The organism is Synechococcus sp. JA-3-3Ab, assembly GCF_000013205.1.
Taxonomy (GTDB): domain Bacteria; phylum Cyanobacteriota; class Cyanobacteriia; order Thermostichales; family Thermostichaceae; genus Thermostichus.
The window spans coordinates 1,256,638-1,277,666 of record NC_007775.1; the positions used below are offsets into that span (position 1 = coordinate 1,256,638).

A 21,029-nucleotide genomic window follows, 5' to 3' on the forward strand; every position below is an offset into this window, starting at 1 on the left:
ACGTCGCCCATTTCTTGGAGCTCGTCCCATGCGTCTTCTCCACACCATGATCCGCGTTGGCAACCTAGAGCGCTCCTTGCAGTTCTACTGTGACGTTCTGGGGATGCACTTGCTCCGCAAAAAAGACTACCCCAGCGGGGAGTTCACGCTGGCCTACGTGGGCTATGGCGACGAATCGGAAACGGCGGTGCTCGAGCTAACCTACAACTGGGGTACCGACCACTACGAGCTGGGCAACGGCTACGGCCACATCGCCATCGGCGTCGAGGATATCTACAGCACCTGTGAGGCTATCAAAGCCCGCGGCGGCAAAGTGGTGCGCGAGCCCGGGCCCATGAAACACGGCAGCACCGTGATCGCCTTTGTCGAGGATCCCGATGGCTACAAAATCGAGCTGATCCAGATGGGATCCCTGCAGGAGCAGGGTGCCGCCCCCGAAAGAACAGCTGCCGCCTCTGCCTAAACTTGCCAGAAGCGGATCCCCCACCTAGTTGGCGGATCCCCCCACCGTCAACTTGCCCAAGACGTTGATGTCGAAGGTGAAGTTGATCGTCACCGAGTTGCCTTCATAGGCCTCAGGCAGGGGCAAAAAGGGCGCCGCCCGCTGAATTGCTGTCAGCGCTGCGTCGTCGGTTTGTTGGCTGCCGGAAGTGCGGGCCAGGCGAATGCTCTGCAGCTCGCCCCCCCGGCCCACTGTAAAGATCACCACTGTGCGGCGGGAGGTGCCGGTCTGGCCAGGGATCCAATTCTGCTCCACTTTGCGTTGCAGAGCTGCCAGCCAAGGGCCCCAGTCCACATTGGCCCGCGCCGCCACGCTGGGGGGGTTGGGAGCCGATTGGGTGGGGTTGGCCAAGCCGCTGGCTCCTCTGCCCTGGATCCCGGCCCCATCACTGGGAGCGGAAGCGCTGAGGGGCGGCCCCAACTGGGAAGCATCGGAGGGCCGCTCGGCAGGGAGAACCTCCGTCGGCGGTTGGGGAGCAGGCGCAACAGGCTGCAATTGGCTGGGATCCGAGTCCCGCTCCCTGGGCTGCACGGGTAGAGGCTCGGCAGTGGGGGGGCGGGTGGGAGCCGGCGGAGCAGGGGGAGCAGCCGCCACCGGTGGCGGAGTCTGGGTGGGAGTGGGCCGAGGAGGAGCCGGAGGCGCAGTTGGCGTAGGGGGTGGGGTAGATCGAGGAGTGGCCAGAGCAACTTCCGCCGGAGCAGGGGGTGGAACAGGGGCAGGCGGCTGCGGTTGCGGCGGCTGGGGTTGCGGCGGAGGAGGTGGGGGAGCCTCCTGGCGAGGAGCAGCCTGGGATTGGGGTGGACTGCCCTGAGAAGGGGGGGCTTCCGCCCGCTCGCCCCCATCGCGGGAATCCACTTCCGAAACCAGCTCTGCTTCTTCCGGCGGCTTGAGATCTTCTGGCTCTAGCAGGATAAACTCAATGGCCTCTTGTTCTTGCTGGCGAAGTGGCCAAAATCGACTCCAGTAGAGCAAGGCCAGCAGCGCCAGCACGTGCAGCAGCAAGGACAGCGCCACCATCCAAAAAAAGTCGCGCGCCTCTTCCTCGCGGCGGCGCTGTTCAACCCAGATGCTGGTCATGACCAAGCTTGCCCCTTCTTACAAACCTCTCAACACACCGAGTTCTCTTGCTGCAGACTCGGCCAAAGGACTCCGTCTCGCTGACGCGAGAGTGCTCCGCACTGCTGGCGCAAGCAGATTACACGCTAGCTAGTGTTATAGCATCCGAGCGGTTGGGCTTCCTGCGCAAAGGCGTACAGTCGGCATTCCACCTGGCAGCAGCCGTTCTAAAATCGCCTACCTTGATAAAGAGCGAGGATCCCGATTTGCAGGAGAGCCCATGGAACCCATCTGCTTTCATCTGGCCTTTCCGGTTGCCGATCTTGCCTTGGCCAAGGCCTACTACGGCGAGGGCTTGGGCTGCGAGGTCGGTCGAGAAACCCCTGCCGCCGTCATCTTGAACCTGTATGGCCATCAACTGGTGGCCCACCTCACCCAGGAAAAGCTGACGCCCCAGCGGGGCATCTACCCCCGCCACTTTGGCCTGATCTTCCCTGCCCAGGCAGATTGGCAGGCGCTGGCCGAGCGGGCCCGCACGCGGGGATTGCTTTTCTATCAGGAGCCACGCTGGCGCTTTGTCGGCACCCCCCTGGAGCACGGCACCTTCTTTTTGCAGGATCCCTTCTACAACCTGCTGGAGTTTAAGTACTACCGCTACCCTGCCGCCATTTTTGGAGAGCGGGAATGGGCTTTGGTCGGGGATACTGCTTTCCATCCCTCAGGCCAACAGCTTCCGGATCGCTCTCCCAGCAGTGCGTAGCAAACGGGAGGAACACCTTGGCCACTCAACCCCTACACTCTAGCCCTGGGCGCGGCCCCATTTGGCAGATGGATTTCAACGCCGTCCCACTGCGGGATGGGCAGGGGCGGCGGGTTTGGGAGCTGCTGGTCTGCGATGCCAGCGGCCAGTTGCGCCAGGCCAAGTACTGCAGCAACCAAGAGGTCAATAGCACCTGGGTAGCCCAACAGTTGCGCGGCTATCTGGAGGCAGCCCCCCAGCCGCCTGCAGCCATTCGCGTCTTCCGAGCCCGCATGAGCTCCATCTTGCAGCGGGCCTGCAACGCCGCCGGGATCCCCATGCTGCCCAGCCGTCGGGTCTATGCCCTCAAGGCCTGGATGCGAGAGCGGGCAGAGCAGGTTTACCCCCAAGAAACCCAGTTCACCTACAGCCCTGAGCCCCCTGTAGAGCCGGAGCCGCCGGATCCCATCCCCCTGCCGGATAAGTTGCAGGGGGAGCGCTGGGCGTTCGTGACGCTGCGGGCCAGGGATCTGCGGGAAGCCGAGACCTGGCCAATGGAATTCGGCGAGCTGTTCCCGGTGAACTGGGAGGCCTGGGCGCCGGACACGATCATTCCCGGCTTGGTGATTGCCTCGCGGCGGGCTTTGCCCATAGCAGCTTGGCTGAGCGGTATGGAGCCTGCTTATTTGCATGTTGCCGAGGGACGGCTGCTGTTCGAGGCTGGCCTCAACGATTGCTATCTGTTTGCGCAATTAAAAGATGAAAAGCTGCGGGCGGAGGCAGAAGGCTTTGCCCAGCGACAACGCCAAGCCCAAGGGATCCATTTCCTTGCCATCCAGAGCGATTTCCGGGCCCAGTCCTTCGCCGGCTTTTGGCTGATGCAGTACCCTCTCTAGAACAGTTGTCGGCCTGTCTGCCCCGCCACTCGCTCCGCCCCAGTTGCCTGGGCAGCCCGCAAACCCTTGCGTGAATCCTCAGGCTAGCTATGTTTGCGAGGCAACACAAAAATGGTATCAACGCCTCTGCGAGCGCCTCGCCAAAACCCGCAAAGGCTGATTCTTTCGTTGACCCGCTCGATGCCTTGCGCCACAAGGCTTTCAGGCCTCTCACCCCCCCTCTTCGGGGCCCTTTTTTGCCACCTTCGACCGACCCCCTCGCAAATAGGCCTTGCATTCCTTGCCCTGCTTGGGTTTAATAGGGGTAGAGTTCCCCCTTCGGGGGGATCCCTAGAAATTGGAAACTATAACGCTCGGCAGATCGCTGGGCGTTGAGAGCCAGTTCCCCCTTCGGGGGGATCCCTAGAAATTGGAAACGCAATCGGGCGAGCGTTTGGATAGTCGGCAACTTCGCTGTAGTTCCCCCTTCGGGGGGATCCCTAGAAATTGGAAACTTTGCCGGTAGCTTTGGACTCATGGTTTCCTCCTTTCTGTAGGGTTCCCCCTTCGGGGGGATCCCTAGAAATTGGAAACTTTAGCCATCCATCGTATTCCTCAGGAATACTAGGGCGGTTCCCCCTTCGGGGGGATCCTTAGAAATTGGAAACCTCAACGATGGCATAACGGAGCTCATAGTAATCTCCGCAATGTTCCCCCTTCGGGGGGATCCCTAGAAATTGGAAACGCCCAGGGAGTTTAAGAACTCCCGGGCTTGCTTTAGCCACGCGTCCTCAAGTTCCCCCTTCCGGGGGATCCCTAGATAGGGTGTAGGTTGGCCAAGTAAGCGGCTCCCTCTTCCTTGGGGGGAAACTAGCAGCGGGGATCCCCAGGTGTTGAACATGCGCTTTGCGTTTTGCCGATACCGGCGGCCTTTCCGCCAGCCCTTGCGCACGCGCTACGGCCTGTGGTCTATCCGCGAAGGGATCCTGGTTCGGCTGACGGACGCGGAGACGGGAGGTCAGGGCTATGGGGAGATTGCCCCCATCCCCTGGTTGGGCAGCGAGACCGTAGAGGAAGCGCTGGCATTTTGTCAGCAGTTGCCCCCTGAGCTGTCGGAAGCAGAGATCGAGAAGATCCCGGCAACCTTGCCCGCCACGCGCTTTGGGCTGGAATGCGCCTGGCTGGCCTGTCGGGATCCCGGCTGGCTGGCAAGGGATCTCTCCGGGCTTTCCTGGTGTGGGCTTTTTGGGAAAACCCCACCCTCAGGTTCCTACCCCGCCTACAAGGTCAAGGTGGGGGTGGAGCCTCTCGAGCAGGAGGTGAAAAAGCTAGAAAGCTGGCTGGAGCAGTTGCCCGCAGGATCCTGCTTGCGCCTGGATGCCAATGGGGGGCTGAGTCTGGAAGGGGCGCGGCGCTGGCTGGCCCTCTGTGACCGGATCAACCAAGAGTGGCCAGGCAAGATTGAGTTTTTCGAGCAGCCCTTGCCACCAGCGCAGCACGCCGATCTAAGCCGGCTGAGCTGGGAGTTTCAGACTCCCATTGCCTTGGATGAGTCCGTGGTTGGGCTGGAGCAGTTGCAAGCTGTCCACCAAGCCGGCTGGAAAGGGATCCTGGTGGTCAAGCCCTCCTTGGTTGGCTCCTGCCTTGCCCTTAGGGACTACCTCAGGCAACACCCTAGCCTAGATTTGGCCTTCTCCTCCGCCCTGGAAACGCCCATCGGCGCTTGGCATGGCCTAGTTTGGGCGGGATCCCTGCAGGCAAAAACAGCCCATCCCAGAGCCTTGGGATGGGGGGTGGGGGAGTTTTTCCAGGAAGGGGATCCCCTCACCCTGATCACGCTCTCAGCCCAGGAGCGGGCAGCCCTGATGCAGGCGGTGTGGGAGCGCCACAGCCAGCCCTAGACGGCGGCGGCTTGCTTGGCCCGTTCCTGCCGCAGGTAGGCCTGGATAAAGTGCATCAGCTCCTCCGGTTCGCCATTCATAAACGCCTCGACATTGTAGGTTTCGGCGTTGGTGCGGTGGTCTTTGATCAACTTGTAGGGATCGAAAGTGTAGGTGCGAATCCGACCCCCAAAGCCCTGGGTCACCATCTCACCCCGGATCTCGGCCAGCTTTTGCCGGCGCTTTTCTTCCTCAAGCTCGATCAGCTTCGCCTTCAGGATCTGGATGGCCCGCTCCTTGTTTTGCAGTTGGGAGCGCTCTTCGGTGCAGCGCACGGCAATGCCGGTGGGCTTGTGGATAACCCGCACCGCCGTTTCCACCTTGTTGACGTTTTGGCCCCCTGCCCCGCCGGAACGAGAAGTCTCGAACTCCAGATCCTCCATCCTCAGCTCGAACTCATTGTCCTCCTCCAGGATAGGCATGACCTCAACGCCGGCAAAGCTGGTCTGGCGCTTGCCGTTGGCGTTAAAGGGGCTGATGCGCTCCATGCGGTGGTTGCCCTTCTCGGCGGAAAGATACCCGTAGGCATAGGGACCTTCAATCAGCAGGGTGGCCGACTTGATGCCGGCCTCTGCCCCTTGCGAGTATTCCGAAAGCGTGACCTTGTAGCCCTGGTTTTCCGCCCAGCGGGTGTACATCTTCAGGAGCATCTCCGCCCAGTCTTGGGCATCGGTTCCCCCCGCGCCAGCGGTGATGGTGAGGATGGCGCCGTTTTTGTCGTAGGGGCCCGAAAGCAGTTGCCGCAGCTCCCATTGGCCGAGCTCCCGCTCCACCGCCGCCAGGGATCCGGACACTTCGGCCAACAGCTCCGGGTCCGGGTCTTCTTGCAGCAGCTCCAAGGCGCTGGCAGCATCCTCTAGGCGATCCTTCCAGCGGTGGATTTGATCCCAGGAGGCCTTGAGGCTGTTGAGCTGTTGCAGGTGGCGGCGGGCCGCCTCGGCATCGTTCCAAAACTGCGGCTGCGCTGCTTCCTGCTCCAAAATGGCGATCTGCTGCTCCAGGTGGGGCAGGTCAAAGATAGTCCTGAGCACTGCTCAGGCGCGAGGTGAGCGATTCTAGGGTGCGTCTCAGATCGGCCAGTTCCATAGAGAGCATCAAGAGAGAGCATCAAGCTGCGCTTCGGCTCTCATCCTAGCCTGTAGGCTGGCAATTCAACCAAGGGATCCAGCTCTTTTGCAGGTTTGCTGCAACACTGTGAACCGCATTCCTGGCCAATTGGGTGATCCCGCGCCGGCTCTAGGACGCGACAGAGCGGCCTTGGGCGATGGCTTTTGCCGAAGGATCCCTGTCGGAGCACCTCAAGCCCGTAGCAGAATGGAAAATCTTGTTTCGGAGGCCGCTATGCTGAGGGTCTTTTCCTTGCTTTCCGGACTGGTTCTGGCTGGGGGGGGTGGCTGCTTTGGCCATCACCAATCCCACCCCGGAAGAGTACGGAGCCTACGCAGGAGACCAATTGGCTGCCTATGCTACACGGGAATACTGCGCCCAGATCCCAGCTTTTTTGCCCACCCTCATTGAGGAATGTCACGCCCTTGTGCAACAGCTGCAACCAGAGCTGGTGGAGCTGTTTCTGCGCCAGACCCGCCGGCAAAACTTCATCCTCTTCAGCCTCTACAGCACCGATTTGTCGTTGCTTAACTTTGGCCCGCTGGGGATCTCCCTGCCCACCTACCACTTTGAAACCTTGGCCGTGGCAGGGCAATTCTATACCTATGAGATCCGCGAGGGCAAAACCACTCCCCAAAAGGGCTAAACCTGGGCCTGCTCCAACAGCGCTTGCAATTCCTCCAGGGCTGCCTGGGCCGACTGCGCCTGCTGGTAAAGGGATTGCACCATCTCGGCGCTGGCCTGAGCCGATTGCAGGGTGGATTGGCTTTGGCGTTGGATGCGCTCTGCCAAGCCGCGGATGCGGTTGCTGGCTTCGGTGGTGCGCCCCGCCAATTTGCGGATCTCCTGGGCAATGGCACCAAAACCGCCGCCCCCACCCCTGCGGTTGGCCTCCACAGCCGCATTAAAGGAGAGCAGGCGAATATAGCCTGCCACCTCTACGATCAAGTCAACGATGGTGTTGATTTCTTTGAGCTCGCGGGAGAGCTCCCGGTTGCTGTCGGCAATGTCCTGAAATAGGCGGCGCACCGCCTCTACCCCGGCAAAGGTGGCGGCAAAGGTGGATTTGCCCTTTTCCGAGAGCACCGAGCTGATCTCGATGATGCGGGCGTTGAGGCGGGCCAGCTCTTCCGAGCGCTGCTGGGCTTGGCGCCGCTCCCGATCCAAAGCCAGGTTTTGGCTGAGGATCTCGGCTTTTTGCCGCTCCAGATCGCGGGCATACTGAAGGCTGCGGTTTTTTTCCTGCTCCAGCTCGGCCAAGAGCCGTTTCATCTCCTCCTGCTGTTCTTCGAGCTTCCGCTGGGTGGCTAGATGTACCTGGGACTGAGCCACCAACAACACCGGCACATCCAAAAGGCGATAGTCTTGGGGGCCGACTTCTACCACCACCGGGTCGTAGATAGTCTCCTGGGGCCGCCGGAAAGCCTGGCTGGCCGCCTCAATGACATTGCAGTCGCCGGGCAAAAGGAGAAAACCCTGGCCCTGGAACTCTGCTAGGGAGCTGATGGGACGCTTCGAAAACACCTCCAGGCCATAGGGTTTGCTCAGCATCCACTCCAAAATGGCACGCCGAGTCAGCATCCCCCGCACCTGCGACTGCTCGTCCAACACGACTACCCCTGAAAGGGTGGGGTCGTCTTCTAGGCGGCGCACCACGTTCTCGCAGGGGGTGGACTCACCTACCTGAAAGTCCACTAGCGCCAGATCGCGCAGCTTGGTGTGGATCGAGAGGGTGGGAGTGGGCGGATTGGTCAGGGTAGCCATCACAGGGATCCTCGGCGCAGCTTGGGTCGAGACAGGTAGCCAGTAGATGTGCTATGTATTGGGAAACACACAAAAGTGGCTCTGGTCGGCTTGCCAGGAGACTACTGCCGACTGCATTTAGTTTGCCTTGGGATCTCGTTCCCTGGCTACGGTCGCAGGCTGGGGATCGGTTGAAAAAAAAGACAAAGGCGGGTTTTTCCCGTTGCCGAGTGGGGATCCCGGCAAGAGGGGATACTCCAAATCCGCGATTTGGCCGGCTCTGAGCTCAGCGAGGCTCTTGGTAGCGGTGGTAGATCTCTAGAATTTCGCCGCGGCCACGGGTAAAAGCGGCCACTACGTGGGGATCGAAGTGGCTACTGCTTTGGCTCTCCACAAAGCCAAAGATCTCGTCTAGGTTCCAAGCTTTTTTGTAGGGGCGGCGGCTGGCCAAAGCGTCGAAGACATCGGCCAAAGCCACGATCCGCCCTTCCAGCGGGATCTCTTCTCCCTTAAGGCCCCGCGGGTAGCCGCTGCCGTCGAACTTCTCGTGGTGGGTGAGGGCAATGATGGCGCTTTTTTTCATCAGCTCCGAGTCCGATTTACTGAGGATCTCGTAGCCAATCTCGGGGTGGCGGTTCATAATCAGGCGCTCTTCGGGGGTGAGGGGGCCTGGCTTTTGCAAGATGGCATCCGGGATCCCGATTTTGCCCACATCGTGCAGGGGGCTGGCGTAGAAAATCAGCTCCTGTTCATGGCTGGAGAGGCCCAACTCTTTGGCGAGAATGCGGGAATAATGGCTCATCCGCTTGAGGTGAAAGGCGGTGTCTTGATCCCGGTATTCGGCAGCCTGGGCCAGACAGAAAATCGTTTCCAGGTGAGCAGCTTTCAGCTCTTCCCGCAAGCGCACATTTTGGTAGGCAACCGCCGCCTGGGAAGCCAGGGCTTCGGCCACTTGGACTTCCAGCTCAGAAAACGGCTGGCTCCAGTCAGCCACCTGGTCGGGCGCCAGGTCAGCAGGGCGATCCGGCCTGAGGCGGTTCAACAGTTGCAGGGCACCGAGGATGTTTCCTGAGGGATCCCGCATCGGCACCGTGAGCAAAGAGCGGGTGCGGTAGCCGGTCTGCTGATCGACTTGGGAGTTGAAGGCATAGGGCAAGCCCGCTGGCAAGCGATAGACGTCCGGCAGATTCAAGCTCTCCCCCGTGAGCACCACATAGCCCACAATGCTGGAAGGAGCAAGGGGCAGGCGCAGATCCTGCAGCTCCTCGTTGCGGTTGACCACGAAAAAGCGCAACTCTTCTCCCTCCCGGATGAACAGGCTAGCGCCATCACAGCAGGTTAGCTCGCGGGCTTGGGCGACAATCAGTTCCAGCAGGCGCCTTAAATCCGTTTCCGAAGAAAGGGCGATCCCCACTTGGATCAGCCGCTGACTCAGGCGCAAGGCAGCAGCAGCCTCGAATTTGGCTTCGCCAGGAGAGAGATCGAAGGCGAAAGGCCCATGGGACATAACCTGATCCTCCGGTGGGTTACGAGTGTTCTCAGGGAAGCGGGGTTAGAGCTCTGGCAGGGATCCTGCCCCTGCTCCAAGTTGGGAGGCTGGGGGTCGCCAATCCAAAGTAACTCTGCTACCCTACTTTACCTGTGGAAGCGAGAGACGCTGTGACCCAGGTCAAGACCCAGCCGCCAGAGGAGGTTGCCCTCCAGCTCATCGTTGGCCTGGGCAATCCTGGCCCGCAGTATGCCAACACCCGGCACAACTGCGGCTTTATGGTGGTGGATCAGTTGGCAGAGCGCTGGGGGATCCCATTAGCTCTGGAAAAGCGGTTCCAAGGTAGCTACGGAGAAGGTTTTGCCCTGGGGGGCAAGCGGCGCCTGCTCAAGCCGGAGACCTACATGAATCGCTCTGGCGAGGCGGTGCGGGCGGTGTTGGATTGGTACAAGTTGGATCCTGCCTCGGTTCTGGTGGTGTACGACGATATGGACTTGCCCCTGGGTCGCCTGCGGCTGCGGGGATCTGGCTCCGCCGGCGGACATAACGGCATGAAGTCTGTCATTGAGCACTTGGGCAGCGAAGCCTTCCCTCGCTTGCGCCTGGGCGTGGGCAGACCTAAGGGCAACCAAGACAGGGTTGGGCATGTTTTGGGGAGCTTTGAACCCGCTGAGCAGGCAGTGCTGGACCGGGTTCTAAGGGCGGCAGTGGCAGCGGTGGAGTGTTGCTTGCAAGAAGGATTGAAGACGGCCATGAACCGCTTCAACCCTTTGGATTTCTCTGGGCCAGATCGGCAAGATCAGCCAGCTCCTCTCAACCCAGCCAAGACTGCGCCCGGAGAAAGCTGATGCCGGGATCCCGCCCCGCTGTCTGACTAAGCAAAGTCGCCTCATCAAGGACTGCGTCCGGCCACGCGATCTTCCACCCGCGGCAATTCCTCAGAACCGCCTGGCCGCGTCAGGGAGTCGGCTTCCCCAGTGGCAGGAGAGGGCAAGGATCCCTCCAGGTTGCTACCGATCCCTCGCCAAGCCAGAGAACCGGAGGCTTCGGCGGCCTGAGCGCACAGCTTGGCGCGCAGCTCTGCCTCCTGCTTGGGCTTGAGATAAAGGTTCTCCAGCAGCACCGCCATACCGGCTACCCAGGGGGGCGCGATCACCGCCCCAACAATGCCCAACAACTGAGTGCCCCCCAGCACCGCCAGCAATTGATACAAGGGCTTCACCCGCACCGAGGATCCCACCAACAAGGGATCCAACACATAGGTTTCCAGGTTTTGCACGGCAACGTACAGGATCAGCACCCACAAAAAAGTCCAGCCCCCTTGGACGATGGCCACCACCAAAGCCGGCAGGGATCCCAAGACTGGGCCGATAAAGGGAATCAGATTGGTAAACCCGGCGATTACCCCCAGCGCCAGCGCAAACTCCGACAGGCCCAAAAAGCGGAGCGAGACGGCAATCATCACCCCCAAAATGGCCGAGACCAAGACCCGCCCCTGGATGTAGCCCCCCATACGTTGCGCCATCGGCTGCACCTGCTGGGCCAACCGCTCATTCCAGGGGTAGGGGAACAGCTCCACCAGGCCCTGCACCAGGTCAGAGCCGCTCACCAGCATATAACCGGAAATGAAGAGGGTCAGCACTACGGTCAACAGGCCGCCCAGCAGACCGCGGGTGAAATCGAAGGACTGCACCAGCAACTGTTGTCCTGAGCGAACTGCCCAGTTCATCAGCGACTGCGGATCCAGCAACTGGTTCAAGTAGTCCAGCGCCGCCGGATCCACCCCTGCCAGATCGGCAATCCAGGTGTCTGCTAACAGTTGGAGCCGCTCCAGGTAAGAGGGCAACCTTGCCAGCAGCCGCTGGGTCTGGGTCACCACCGTCGGACCCATGAGCAGAGCCAAGCCGGCAATCCCGGCAATGAAACTCAGATAAACCACCACCCCCAGCCAACGGGGGATCCGCATCCGCTCCGCCAGATCCACCAGGGGAGCCAGCGCCGCCGCCACCACCACCGCGATCATCACAGTTACCACCAGGTTGCGCAGTTGCCACAGCAACAGCAGCAGCATCCCTGTGGCCACTACCAGGGCTATGGAGGAGACGGAGAGGGTCAGCTGTCTTCGGCTCATCATCTGGCTGGGCTCTCTTCAAGGGGGGCGTTTCAGTCCCCCGGGGTAACAGACGGCTCTACCATCCTGGCCTGGCTTAGCCGAACTTGCCAAACGCCCCTTGCCCAAAGACGCCAAACCCGCAACCTCTCTACTCAATAGCCCAGACAAAGATCCGCAGCAGAAAACCAGCTAGCAGTGGAGTTACCGCAACAGTTCCATCCGTACTGCTTCTACATATTCCAGCAGCTCTGGGGATCCTCTGCCTGCAGCCTGCCACAGCGTCAAAGCACGGCCCAGATCGGCAGCGGCACCGGCCCTATCCTCTCCCTGATAGGCGCGTGCCATGCCGCGGTGGTAGTAGCCCTCGGCTTGCTGCGGCTGCACCTCGATAGCTCGGCTGAAATCCTGAACGGCCAAGTTGAAGTCGCAAATGCTGGCCCACATCAGGCCGCGATGGACATAAGCATCGAAAAGATCGGCAGAGCTTTGGTTTTGCTTGGCCAGCTCGATGGCCAGGTGCGACACATCAAACGCCGATTCCAGATGTCCCTGTTCGGCCCAGATGCGAGAGCGCAACAAGTGGAGTTGGGGGTTGCGATAGGCAATGCGATCCAGAGGGGACAAAGTTGCCAAAGCCTGCTGCAGCTCCCCAAAATACTCGTGTTGTATTCTGGCCTTGAGCAAGTAAGCTTCAGGCAAATAGGGATCCAAAGCAATGGCAATGTCCAGATCCTGTAGCGCTCTGCGCATCAGGTGATCAACGACAGCCGCCTGCTCCGGCTCGGGCAAGGCCAGGGGATCGCTCTGCAACCGATCCCAGAAGTATTGAGCCCGCTGCAGATAGAGCTGCGCGTTCCCCGGCTCTTGTTCCAGAAACTGAGCTAGCCGCGCCAGATAGACGCGATTCAAGTGAAAACGCTCGCCAGCCTGGGTGGAAAGAGGGATCCCCCGCTGCGCCAGCAACTGATGCGCCTGAGAGCGCTGCTCAAGCTGCCGTACTTGGGCTTGCAGTTGGGCTTGTTGCCTGAGCAGGAGCTCAGGATCGGGTTCATCGGCAAATGCCGTCACTTGAACACTCTGCGCTGGCGCCGAGGCAACTTCAGGGACAGCGCCCCGTCCCTTGCGCAGGGAAGCCAACCAGCCGCATTCGCCGCTCAAACACAGCCAAGACAGCAAACCCAAAAGCGCCGATCCGGACAACAAAAGACTGGGCCTCAGCATGGATCCCACCCCACGAAATAGCTTGAAAAAAGAGTTGCCTCTAAGCTAGTTCGCCACAGCCGCAGTGTCCAGACTTTCGGCAATGCCCGTCCTGCGCCACCACTCGGAAACTCCCCCCAGGGGATCCTGCCGCCGGCCAGATCGACCAACTCCACGCGACGATTCTTTGCTGGCTACAGGAGCTGAGAGCCCCACACGGGATCCATGAGGCAACTGGGGCAGAGGAAGAGACAAAAGCCTTGCCGTCAGGTAAGCGGGGCAACCCCACCCGTCCATACGGTGGGGTAGTTTATGAGAGCATGACTCTAGTCAATAATAAGCTCAACTATACTGAAAATAATGTATAATATGTTCAGTACGGATTACTACCAGTTGATCTTTCTGTTTACTTTCGAGTCTGCCAACATGGTAGCCAAAGCAAAGCAGAAAATTGGTAGTAAGACGACACGGAAACTGCGCTTTGGGTATTCTACTCAAAGCTTTGCGGGATACCGCCATTCTGTTTGGACTCCGTCCCGCTAACGCGAATGGAAACAAGCAGAATGCTATCGCTGCATAGTTGAACAGTGATGTTCAGCAGTGTTCAGCGTAAATGTATCAGTTAGACAACCAGGTTAACCAGCTTCTTCGGCACCACAATGACCCTCTTCGGCGTCATCCCTTGCAGATACCTCTGCGCCGCCTCCGATTGCAGAGCCAACCGCTCCTGCTCCTGGGGCGTGACATCGGCAGGGGCTTCAAAGGAGCCGCGCAGCTTGCCGTTGACCTGCACCACAATCGTTACCGTATCGGCCACTAGGGCCGCCGGGTCATAGGTAGGCCAAGCCTGGCGATGCACTGAGTCGGTGCCGCCCAGGGCCTGCCACAGCTCCTCAGCCATGTGGGGGGCAAAGGGGGCTAGGAGCAAGACCAAGGTGCGGATCCCTTCCGCATAGACTGGCGAGTCCGGGATCTCGGCTTCAGCCAGGGCGTTGCTCAGCTTCATCAGCCCAGCAATGGCAGTGTTGAACTGGTACTCCTCCAAGTCCTCGCTGACTTCTTTGATGGCCGTGTGCACGGCGCGGCGCAGATCCCTTTCCGCTTTGGTCAGGGATCCTGCTTCAACCTTGGCCTGCAGCAGCTCGGCGGCTTTGCCCTGCAAGGACTCCGTCCCGCTACCGCGAACAACAAACTCGTACACCTGCCGCCAGACGCGGTTGAGAAAGCGAAACTGCCCTTCCACATCGGCATCGTCCCACTCCAAGTCCTTTTCCGGCGGCGCCTTGAAGAGGATGAACATGCGGGCTGTGTCTGCCCCGTAGTTGGCCAGCACCTCTTCCGGATCCACGCCGTTGCCCTTGGACTTGGACATAGTTGCGTAGATAACCTGCAGGGGCTCGCCGGTTTCCGGATCCCGCGGGTCGTTGGGATCCTTGACCAATGCAGTAGGGATCCAGCGATCCTTGCCGGACTTGTTGGGGTTGTAGTAGGTGCGCGCCTGCACCATCCCCTGGGTTAGCAGGCGGGAGAAGGGCTCATCGAAATTCAACAACCCCAGATCCCGCAGCACTTTGGTGAAAAAACGGGAGTAAAGCAGGTGCAAGATGGCGTGCTCGATGCCGCCCACGTACTGATCTACCGGCAGCCAGGCGTTGACCAGATCCTTGCGGAAGATCTCGCGGTCGTTGCGGGGATCGCTAAAGCGCAGGAAATACCACGAGGAGCAGATAAAGGTGTCCATCGTGTCCGTCTCGCGGCGGGCGTCGGCACCACAGGCGGGGCACTTCACCTTTACCCAGTCCTCCAACTGGGCCAAGGGGGATCCCCCTCGCCCCGTCAGCTCCACATCCTCGGGCAACAGCACCGGCAGATCCTCCTCCGGCACCGGCACAATGCCGCAGTGGGGGCAGTGGATGATGGGAATGGGGCAGCCCCAGTAGCGCTGTCGCGAGATGAGCCAATCCCGCAGGCGGTAGTTGACCTGCCGTTCTCCCAGCCCCTGCTCTTCTAGCCAGGCGATGGCCCTTTCTACACTTTGCCCTGGGCCCTTGCCCACTGGGATTCCGTTCAAGGGGCCGGAGTTGATCAACACCCCCTCCCCCGTCCAGGCCGCCTGCAGATCTTCAGCACTCGTCACCCCCCCTTGGGGCGGCTGCACCACCAGCTTGATGGGCAGGCCGAACTGGCGGGCAAACTCAAAGTCCCGCTGGTCGTGGGCGGGCACGGCCATGATGGCTCCTGTGCCGTAGCCCATGAGCACATAGTCGGCAATCCAGATGGGGATCCGCTCTTGATTGACGGGGTTGATGGCGTAGGATCCCGTCCAGACGCCCGTTTTTTCGCGGTCTTCGGCGCTGCGCTCGATCTCGCTGCGGGCAGCGGCCTCGGCCCGGTAGGCCTTGACGGCAACCTCTTGCTCAGGGGTGGTGAGCTTCTCCACCAAGGGATGCTCCGGCGCCAGCACCATGAAGGTGGCTCCCCAGAGGGTGTCAGGCCGGGTGGTGAACACCGGCAGCTCCTCCCCTGTTTCGGTTTTGAAGACAACCCTAGCCCCCACCGACTGGCCAATCCAGTTCTCCTGCATGGTGAGCACCCGCTCCGGCCAGCCGGAGAGCTTCTCCAGGTCAGCCAGCAGTTGGTCGGCATAGGCCGTGATCTTGAGAAACCACTGCTTGAGGAGGCGCTTTTCCACCAGAGCTCCCGATCTCCAGGAGCGCCCTTCCGCATCTACCTGCTCGTTGGCCAAGACGGTCTGGTCCACCGGATCCCAGTTCACCGGCGCCTCCTTCTGGTAGGCCAGGCCCGCTTTGAAAAACTGCAGGAAGAGCCACTGCGTCCACTTGTAGTAGTCGGGGGCGCAAGTGGTGATCTCCCGCTCCCAGTCGTAGGAAAGCCCCAGCCGCTGCAGTTGATCCCGCATTTGGGCAATGTTCTGGTAAGTCCACTTGGCCGGCGGGATCCCCCGATCGATGGCGGCGTTCTCTGCCGGCAAGCCAAAGGCATCCCACCCCATGGGGTGCAGCACCGCGTACCCCTGCATCCGCTTGTGGCGGGCAATCACATCCGTGATGGTGTAATTACGCACATGCCCCATGTGCAGGCTGCCACTGGGGTAGGGGAACATCGACAGGGCATAAAACTTGCGGCTTTCCGCCGTCAGCTCCGGCGTGCGATCCAACCCGAGTTCACGCCAGTGGGCCTGCCACTTGCTTTCGATGGCCGGAGGATTGTAGCGCGCGTCCACAGTCTAGGGCTCCTGGGGAGAACAGCTCTCGGCTTCAGGTGGGCTAAGATACGAGCATTTTGGCATGTTTTGCGGATCCCCGGCACCGACGGGATCCACCGGAAACCAGTTAACCCAAAGGGATCCCCTCAGTAGGTTTCCTCGTGCCACCTGTTGGCCTTCTTCAGCTCCTTCTGGAACTTGCTCCAGTCTTGACCGGCTTGCTCGGCAAGGGGGGCCATGACGCTGTTGATGCCGTCCTCCATTCCCTTGAGGCCGCAGATGTAAGTGTAGGTGTTGGGCTGCTGCAGCATCTCCCACAGCTCGGGGCCGTACTCGGCCATGCGGTTTTGCACGTACATCTTTTTGCCGTCGGGGGTTTGCTGTTCGCGGCTGATGGCGTAATCGACGCGGAAGCGATCCCCATACTGGGCTTTCCAGGCCTCTAGATCCCCGTGGTAGAGCAAGGTGGACGTGGTGGGCACCCCAAAAAACAGCCAGATCTTGCCCTGATAGTTGGGATCCTCTTCAAACAGGTGCTTGATGAAGGCGCGAAAAGGGGCGATGCCGGTGCCGGTGGCAATCAAAATCAGGTTGGCGTTCTCATCTTCCGGCAGCAAAAAAGTTTTCCCCGAGGGCCCGGTGATCATCACCTCGTCGCCGGGTTTGAGATCGGTGAGGAAGCCGGAGCAGACCCCTACCCCCGGCTGGCCTGTCTCCTTATCCACGTATTCGGCCCGTTTCACACTCAGAGAAACGGTGCGCCCCTCGCCATCGTCGCCATAGCGGGTAGAGGCAATGGAGTAGAGGCGGGGCTTGTGGGGCTTGCCCTTGTCATCTACGCCAGGAGGAATAATGCCAACGCTTTGGCCCTCCAGGTAGCGGTAGTTGGGATCCGGCAGGCTGAGCACAATGTGCTTGGTCAGGCCGGGTGCCCCTTCCCCCACAAGGGAGTAGGTCTCTACACACTGGCCGATCAGGGGCGCGTTGGGACGGTACAGATTGACAACAACTTCTCGCTTTTGGGCGCTGGCAACCATAACGGCGATCTGCTCCTGGCAATGGGAGAAAACTCTCTAGCAAACACCTTAGCAGCCCGCCCGCCCGAAGGGAACTTGCCGGAGGGGAACACCCCAGGCCGATCCTGAGAAAGCCCGCCCGGAAAACTTCTCTTCTCCTCAGTCGTCGCCGGGAAACAGGCAGTTTTTGTTAAATTGTTCCTTGACGCCGCCCGCCTCTCTGGCCTCAAGCTCGGTTGTGGGGGAGCGTCTTGTGGTAATATGCAAGACCATAAAGAACAGTAACTTTTTTAGAGGCTTCCTCTCAGTTTTGCCCTGCCCATCCCCAAGGAGTTCCCATGGCAAGCAGTCCTGAACGTATTGTAATGATCGGTGTTGCCGGAGATTCTGGCTGTGGCAAGTCCACGTTCTTGCGGCGGTTGGGGGACTTGTTTGGCCGGGATCTCATTACCACCATTTGTCTGGACGACTACCACTCCTTGGATCGCTACCAGCGCAAAGAGAAGGGCATTACGGCGCTGGATCCCCGCGCCAACAACTTCGACCTCATGTACGAGCAGGCCAAGGCGCTCAAAAATGGCCAGAGCGTGATGAAGCCCATCTACAACCACGAGACAGGGCTCATTGACCCGCCGGAGCGGGTGGATCCCAGCCCCATCATCGTCTTGGAGGGCCTTCACCCCATGTACGACGAGCGGGTGCGGGAGCTGCTGGACTTCAAGGTCTATCTGGATCTGGCGCCGGAGATCAAGATTGCCTGGAAGGTGAAGCGGGACATGGCCGAGCGGGGCCACACCTATGAAGATGTGTTGCGCTCCATTGAGGCCCGCCGCCCCGATTTCGAGGCCTACGTCGATGTGCAGAAGCGCTATGCCGATGTAGTCATCGAGGTGCTGCCCACCAAGCTGCTGCCGGAGCTGGATCCGGAGCACAAGGTGCTGCGGGTGCGTATGATCCAGCGGGAGGGGGTGAGGTATTTCGACCATGTTTACCTCTTCGACGAAGGCTCCACCATCGACTGGATCCCTTGTGGCAAAAAGCTGACCTGCTCCTACCCAGGCATTCGCCTGCACTACGGCCCTTCCACCTACTTCGACCAGCCGGTTTCGGTGTTGGAAATTGACGGCACCTTCGACAAGCTGGAAGAGGTTATCTACATCGAGAACCACCTGAGCAACCTGTCGACCCGTTACTACGGCGAGCTGACGGAGCTGCTGCGCAAGCACCCGGAATATCCTGGATCCCGCAATGGCTCTGGACTCATCCAGGTAATCGTGGGCCTGAAGCTGCGGGCCCTCTACGAGAAGATTCAGGCGGAAGCCAAAGAGCTGGCGGTTGCTTCCTAAGGTTTGGCCTCTGCGTGAAGGGGATCCCTTGACCTGGCTCGGGCAGTTGGGCAAGCGGCGATAGGTGGCGATCCATGCAAGGGTTCCAGTTGGAAATCTGGCCGGAGGGAACAGCCTTTTTCCGGCGGGCGGTCGAGATCTGGCAAGAGCAGGCCGCGGCGGCCATCCGTCAACGGGGCCGCTTTACGGTGGCCTTGGCAGGGGGAAACACGCCACGGAAGTTGTATGCTGCTTTAACCCAGGCGCCGGGGATCCCTTGGCAGCAAACCTGGCTGTTCTGGGGGGACGAGCGCTACGTTCCCCCGGATCACCCCGAGAGCAATTACGGCATGGTACGGCGGATCCTGCTGGATACGGTCGGGGTTCCCGCCTCCCAAGTCTTTCCCATGCCCACCCACTCAGGAGATCCCTTACGGGATGCGGCGGAGTACGAGGCGACCCTGCAGCAGATTTTCGGCACCGAATGCCCTGCCTTTGATCTGATCTGGCTGGGAGTGGGAGAAGACGGCCACACGGCCTCCTTATTTCCCGGTACAGCCGCCCTGGAGGTGCAACACCGCTGGGTGACGGTGGGCCAAAAAAGGGAGGAGCCGCGCCTGACTCTGACCTACCCTGTCTTGAACAGGGCGGCTCAGGTGGTGGTTTTGGTAACGGGGGCCAGCAAAGCCGCGATCGTCAAGGAGGCGCTGACAACGGAGGCCCACCTGCCCTGCCAGCGCCTCAACCCCCAAGGACGGCTGCTATGGCTGCTGGATGCGGCGGCAGCGGCTGAACTGCCCCTGCCCGCGGTGGCCTTGCTCGGCTAGTCCGGCCAATTGCTGCCGAAAAAGCGCTGGCTGAAGATGGCGATTTGACCTGGATCACCGCTGCATCCCTTCCCTTCGAATTTGATGGGGGTAGTTGAGTTTGGAGCGCTGCCCCATGTCCATTCGACTCATTGTCGAATCGGTTCTCCAGAGCACCTACCTCAGCCGCCGCCAAGAATCCCAAATCTGCCATTTCCTCCAGGAGCGGCTTTACGACGAATTGGATCTGGAGGCAATTGATCGGCTGATCTTGGCTTTGCTGAAGGGGCAAGTCCAGCTCGAGTGAGAGGAAAGCTGCGCCGCTTCGCCAAATCCTCAGGCCAGAGCCTAGCCCAGCCTCCTGTGGCAGTCTGGTCGCTTGAGCAGCGGACGGCTACAGGAGTTCCAGCAGGAGAGCTTTCCGGCAGGCTCCCTCAGATGCTTTGGCTGCCTCCCCAGCTCGGACGACGCCCTTGCCAACCGCCGCTCCTCGAAGGTAGGGTGACGCCTTCACCGAGTGACATACTCTCGTCTCTCACCCTAAAGCGCTCCGCGCCGCTGACGCGAACGGGGAGCTACTGCGAGAACCTTCTGCGTCCGGCTGTGCCGTGCCGTTAGGCATGCAGCCGCGGAATGCTCTAGCGCGGGGCTATACCAGATTCCGGCAATGCCGTCTTGTATAGCCAATCTGATTCTACGATATTTTTGCGGGGGTGGCTGTATCCCGACCCTGACTGCCCCCCAGTAGGGGGGTACAAGTCGGGGCTTATCCACCTCCGCACCCCCAGAAGCTAAAACCTCCGTCCTGCTGACCCGACACCCAGGCCACAAGCAAACCTCCAAGGCACCGTCAATGCGCCCCTGCACACTTGCCCAAGGCAAAGCCCCACCTATATTTGATCGCCAATTTTGGGTAACTGTAGCACAGACGAGCGACTAAGACTTGCGACAAAACCTGTCTGTTGACCGTCCTGGGGCAAGCCTGTGCAAGTTCAAAGCGGTTGCGGCCCCGTTGCAACGGGATCCAAACCCTCTTGGCCTTTGAGCTGCGGGTGGATCCGCCGCCGGCAGGCCAATCGGAGCTGGTGGATCTGGATGGCAACGCGGCGGTTCAGCTCTAGTTTGGGGATCCCACCGAACATCTGCGCGTCCAAACTCAGGCCACGGTGCTCACCCTGCGGGAGAATCCCTTTGACTATCTGCTCTGCGATTGGGCTACCCATCTTCCGATTGACTATCCCAGCACGCTGGCAGCTCAATTGCAGCCTTATCGGACGGCGCAGGCGGATGCTGGCATCCAAAGCCTGGCCTGGGAGCTGTGGGATCAGGTGCAGGGGGAGACGACGGCTTTTTTGCCGGCGCTCAACCAACGCATCTACTCCGAGTGCCGTCACATCCTGCGGGAAAAGGGGGATCCCTCGCCCGCCGGCTTGACCTGGCAGCGCAAAACCGGCTCCTGCCGTGACCTGACGCTGGTGTTGATGGAGGCCTGTCGGGCAGTAGGTCTGGCGGCAGGATTTGTCAGCAGCTACCAGGTCGGCCCGCCGTTGCAAGAGAACCTGGAACTCCAGGGCACAACCGGCAAAGAGCCCGCAGAGCCTGTCCGCCGCCACCTGCACGCCTGGGCAGAGGTGTATCTGCCGGGGGCCGGTTGGCGGGGGTTCGATCCCACCCAAGGGCTGGCCGTGGCCGATGGCCATGTGGCTTTGGCGGCCAGTGCCTACCCCAAAGATGCCGGCCCCATCTACGGCCACTGGCTGGGCAGAGGCGTTCACAGCAAGATGGACTACACCATTCACATCGAGGCGGAATCCGCCCTGCAGAGCCAAGCCCAACTGAGCCCCATATCCTAGCGGGATCCTTTGAGAACCCTGTCAGCGTCTCTCCTGCCG

Annotated in this window: 20 protein-coding genes and 1 CRISPR repeat array; of the genes, 11 read left to right on the forward strand and 9 right to left on the reverse strand. The window is 60.5% G+C overall.

The window, feature by feature from the left end; translation table 11 throughout:
• Positions 1-28 precede the first annotated feature (28 nt).
• Positions 29-463 carry a lactoylglutathione lyase gene (gloA, locus tag CYA_RS05855; RefSeq protein ID WP_011430108.1) on the forward strand — a complete coding sequence of 145 codons (435 nt, stop codon included), beginning with the start codon at positions 29-31 and terminating at the stop codon, positions 461-463.
• 24 nt (positions 464-487) lie between these two features.
• Here the strand turns inward: gloA and CYA_RS15625 are convergent, their stop codons facing one another.
• A complete protein-coding gene (locus CYA_RS15625) occupies positions 488-1,579 on the reverse strand; it encodes an energy transducer TonB (protein ID WP_011430109.1) in 1,092 nt (363 codons plus the stop codon).
• Between the two features lie 259 nt (positions 1,580-1,838).
• On the opposite strand from CYA_RS15625, the gene CYA_RS05865 reads away from it, so the two are divergent.
• From CYA_RS05865 to CYA_RS05875, 3 genes are all read left to right on the forward strand, one after another.
• Complete coding sequence (locus CYA_RS05865) at positions 1,839-2,318, forward strand: VOC family protein (protein WP_011430110.1); 480 nt, start codon at positions 1,839-1,841, stop codon at positions 2,316-2,318.
• Positions 2,319-2,335: 17 nt separating this feature from the next.
• On the forward strand, positions 2,336-3,193 hold the full coding sequence (locus CYA_RS05870; protein ID WP_011430111.1) for a Tab2/Atab2 family RNA-binding protein: 858 nt from the start codon (positions 2,336-2,338) through the stop codon (positions 3,191-3,193).
• Between the two features lie 309 nt (positions 3,194-3,502).
• Positions 3,503-4,003: a CRISPR direct-repeat array (repeat unit 36 nt; unit sequence GTTCCCCCTTCGGGGGGATCCCTAGAAATTGGAAAC).
• Positions 4,004-4,071: 68 nt separating this feature from the next.
• The gene (locus CYA_RS05875; protein ID WP_011430112.1) at positions 4,072-5,073 is read left to right on the forward strand and encodes an o-succinylbenzoate synthase; all 1,002 of its coding nucleotides are present in this window, start codon (positions 4,072-4,074) and stop codon (positions 5,071-5,073) included.
• Here CYA_RS05875 and prfB read toward each other — a convergent pair.
• Positions 5,070-6,198, reverse strand: a protein-coding gene (gene prfB / locus CYA_RS05880; RefSeq protein WP_143596961.1) for a peptide chain release factor 2 whose coding sequence is annotated in 2 segments (ribosomal slippage) — positions 5,070-6,125 and positions 6,127-6,198 — 1,128 coding nt in all. Because the reading frame shifts where the segments join, the coding sequence is not laid out codon by codon here. The two genes, CYA_RS05875 and prfB, sit on opposite strands and share 4 nt — an antisense overlap.
• A gap of 304 nt (positions 6,199-6,502) precedes the next feature.
• On the opposite strand from prfB, the gene CYA_RS05885 reads away from it, so the two are divergent.
• On the forward strand, positions 6,503-6,865 hold the full coding sequence (locus CYA_RS05885; RefSeq protein WP_011430113.1) for a DUF4359 domain-containing protein: 363 nt from the start codon (positions 6,503-6,505) through the stop codon (positions 6,863-6,865).
• On the opposite strand, the gene CYA_RS05890 is transcribed toward CYA_RS05885, so the two are convergent.
• Together CYA_RS05890 and CYA_RS05895 are read right to left on the reverse strand one after the other, a co-directional pair.
• Entirely contained in the window at positions 6,862-7,983 is a 1,122-nt protein-coding gene (locus tag CYA_RS05890) for a methyl-accepting chemotaxis protein (RefSeq protein ID WP_011430114.1), read from the reverse strand. The two genes, CYA_RS05885 and CYA_RS05890, sit on opposite strands and share 4 nt — an antisense overlap.
• Positions 7,984-8,248: 265 nt before the next feature.
• Positions 8,249-9,469: an HD domain-containing phosphohydrolase gene (locus tag CYA_RS05895; protein ID WP_011430115.1), complete on the reverse strand. Its 1,221-nt coding sequence runs from the start codon at positions 9,467-9,469 to the stop codon at positions 8,249-8,251.
• Positions 9,470-9,621: 152 nt separating this feature from the next.
• Between CYA_RS05895 and pth the strand changes: the two genes are divergently transcribed.
• Entirely contained in the window at positions 9,622-10,299 is a 678-nt protein-coding gene (gene pth, locus CYA_RS05900; RefSeq protein ID WP_011430116.1) for an aminoacyl-tRNA hydrolase, read from the forward strand.
• A gap of 44 nt (positions 10,300-10,343) precedes the next feature.
• On the opposite strand, the gene CYA_RS05905 is transcribed toward pth, so the two are convergent.
• The 5 genes from CYA_RS05905 to CYA_RS05920 form a co-directional block, all read right to left on the reverse strand.
• Positions 10,344-11,585: an AI-2E family transporter gene (locus tag CYA_RS05905; protein ID WP_099834921.1), complete on the reverse strand. Its 1,242-nt coding sequence runs from the start codon at positions 11,583-11,585 to the stop codon at positions 10,344-10,346.
• 180 nt (positions 11,586-11,765) lie between these two features.
• Positions 11,766-12,785, reverse strand: a complete 1,020-nt coding sequence (locus CYA_RS05910; protein ID WP_011430118.1) for a hypothetical protein — start codon at positions 12,783-12,785, stop codon at positions 11,766-11,768.
• Positions 12,786-12,830: 45 nt separating this feature from the next.
• Positions 12,831-13,061 (reverse strand): hypothetical protein, encoded by a 231-nt coding sequence (locus CYA_RS15035; RefSeq protein WP_187147169.1) that lies wholly within the window; start codon positions 13,059-13,061, stop codon positions 12,831-12,833.
• Between the two features lie 325 nt (positions 13,062-13,386).
• On the reverse strand, positions 13,387-16,008 hold the full coding sequence (gene leuS / locus CYA_RS05915) for a leucine--tRNA ligase (protein ID WP_011430119.1): 2,622 nt from the start codon (positions 16,006-16,008) through the stop codon (positions 13,387-13,389).
• A 128-nt stretch (positions 16,009-16,136) separates the two neighbouring features.
• Positions 16,137-17,027, reverse strand: coding sequence for a ferredoxin--NADP(+) reductase (locus CYA_RS05920; RefSeq protein ID WP_011430120.1), 891 nt, complete (start codon positions 17,025-17,027; stop codon positions 16,137-16,139).
• A gap of 317 nt (positions 17,028-17,344) precedes the next feature.
• Between CYA_RS05920 and CYA_RS05925 the strand changes: the two genes are divergently transcribed.
• The 5 genes from CYA_RS05925 to CYA_RS05935 all read left to right on the forward strand — a co-directional run bounded on the left by CYA_RS05925 (position 17,345) and on the right by CYA_RS05935 (position 20,990).
• A complete protein-coding gene (locus tag CYA_RS05925; RefSeq protein ID WP_011430121.1) occupies positions 17,345-18,352 on the forward strand; it encodes a phosphoribulokinase in 1,008 nt (335 codons plus the stop codon).
• A gap of 74 nt (positions 18,353-18,426) precedes the next feature.
• Complete coding sequence (gene pgl / locus CYA_RS05930; protein ID WP_011430122.1) at positions 18,427-19,158, forward strand: 6-phosphogluconolactonase; 732 nt, start codon at positions 18,427-18,429, stop codon at positions 19,156-19,158.
• A gap of 115 nt (positions 19,159-19,273) precedes the next feature.
• Entirely contained in the window at positions 19,274-19,444 is a 171-nt protein-coding gene (locus CYA_RS15040) for a hypothetical protein (RefSeq protein ID WP_011430123.1), read from the forward strand.
• A gap of 694 nt (positions 19,445-20,138) precedes the next feature.
• Positions 20,139-20,258 (forward strand): transglutaminase N-terminal domain-containing protein, encoded by a 120-nt coding sequence (locus tag CYA_RS15310; RefSeq protein WP_228375471.1) that lies wholly within the window; start codon positions 20,139-20,141, stop codon positions 20,256-20,258.
• A gap of 45 nt (positions 20,259-20,303) precedes the next feature.
• Positions 20,304-20,990 carry a transglutaminase-like domain-containing protein gene (locus tag CYA_RS05935; RefSeq protein WP_228375472.1) on the forward strand — a complete coding sequence of 229 codons (687 nt, stop codon included), beginning with the start codon at positions 20,304-20,306 and terminating at the stop codon, positions 20,988-20,990.
• The last annotated feature ends 39 nt before the right edge of the window (positions 20,991-21,029 follow it).

Bases quoted from the DNA above. Each gene is read 5' to 3' on its own strand.
- gloA (WP_011430108.1), top strand. From the start codon at position 29: ATGCGTCTTCTCCACACCATGATCCGCGTTGGCAACCTAGAGCGCTCC.
- CYA_RS15625 (WP_011430109.1), bottom strand. From the start codon at position 1,579: ATGACCAGCATCTGGGTTGAACAGCGCCGCCGCGAGGAAGAGGCGCGC.
- CYA_RS05865 (WP_011430110.1), top strand. From the start codon at position 1,839: ATGGAACCCATCTGCTTTCATCTGGCCTTTCCGGTTGCCGATCTTGCC.
- CYA_RS05875 (WP_011430112.1), top strand. From the start codon at position 4,072: ATGCGCTTTGCGTTTTGCCGATACCGGCGGCCTTTCCGCCAGCCCTTG.
- CYA_RS05890 (WP_011430114.1), bottom strand. From the start codon at position 7,983: ATGGCTACCCTGACCAATCCGCCCACTCCCACCCTCTCGATCCACACC.
- CYA_RS05895 (WP_011430115.1), bottom strand. From the start codon at position 9,469: ATGTCCCATGGGCCTTTCGCCTTCGATCTCTCTCCTGGCGAAGCCAAA.
- CYA_RS05905 (WP_099834921.1), bottom strand. From the start codon at position 11,585: ATGATGAGCCGAAGACAGCTGACCCTCTCCGTCTCCTCCATAGCCCTG.
- CYA_RS05910 (WP_011430118.1), bottom strand. From the start codon at position 12,785: ATGCTGAGGCCCAGTCTTTTGTTGTCCGGATCGGCGCTTTTGGGTTTG.
- CYA_RS15035 (WP_187147169.1), bottom strand. From the start codon at position 13,061: ATGGACGGGTGGGGTTGCCCCGCTTACCTGACGGCAAGGCTTTTGTCT.
- CYA_RS05920 (WP_011430120.1), bottom strand. From the start codon at position 17,027: ATGGTTGCCAGCGCCCAAAAGCGAGAAGTTGTTGTCAATCTGTACCGT.
- CYA_RS05925 (WP_011430121.1), top strand. From the start codon at position 17,345: ATGGCAAGCAGTCCTGAACGTATTGTAATGATCGGTGTTGCCGGAGAT.
- pgl (WP_011430122.1), top strand. From the start codon at position 18,427: ATGCAAGGGTTCCAGTTGGAAATCTGGCCGGAGGGAACAGCCTTTTTC.
- CYA_RS15040 (WP_011430123.1), top strand. From the start codon at position 19,274: ATGTCCATTCGACTCATTGTCGAATCGGTTCTCCAGAGCACCTACCTC.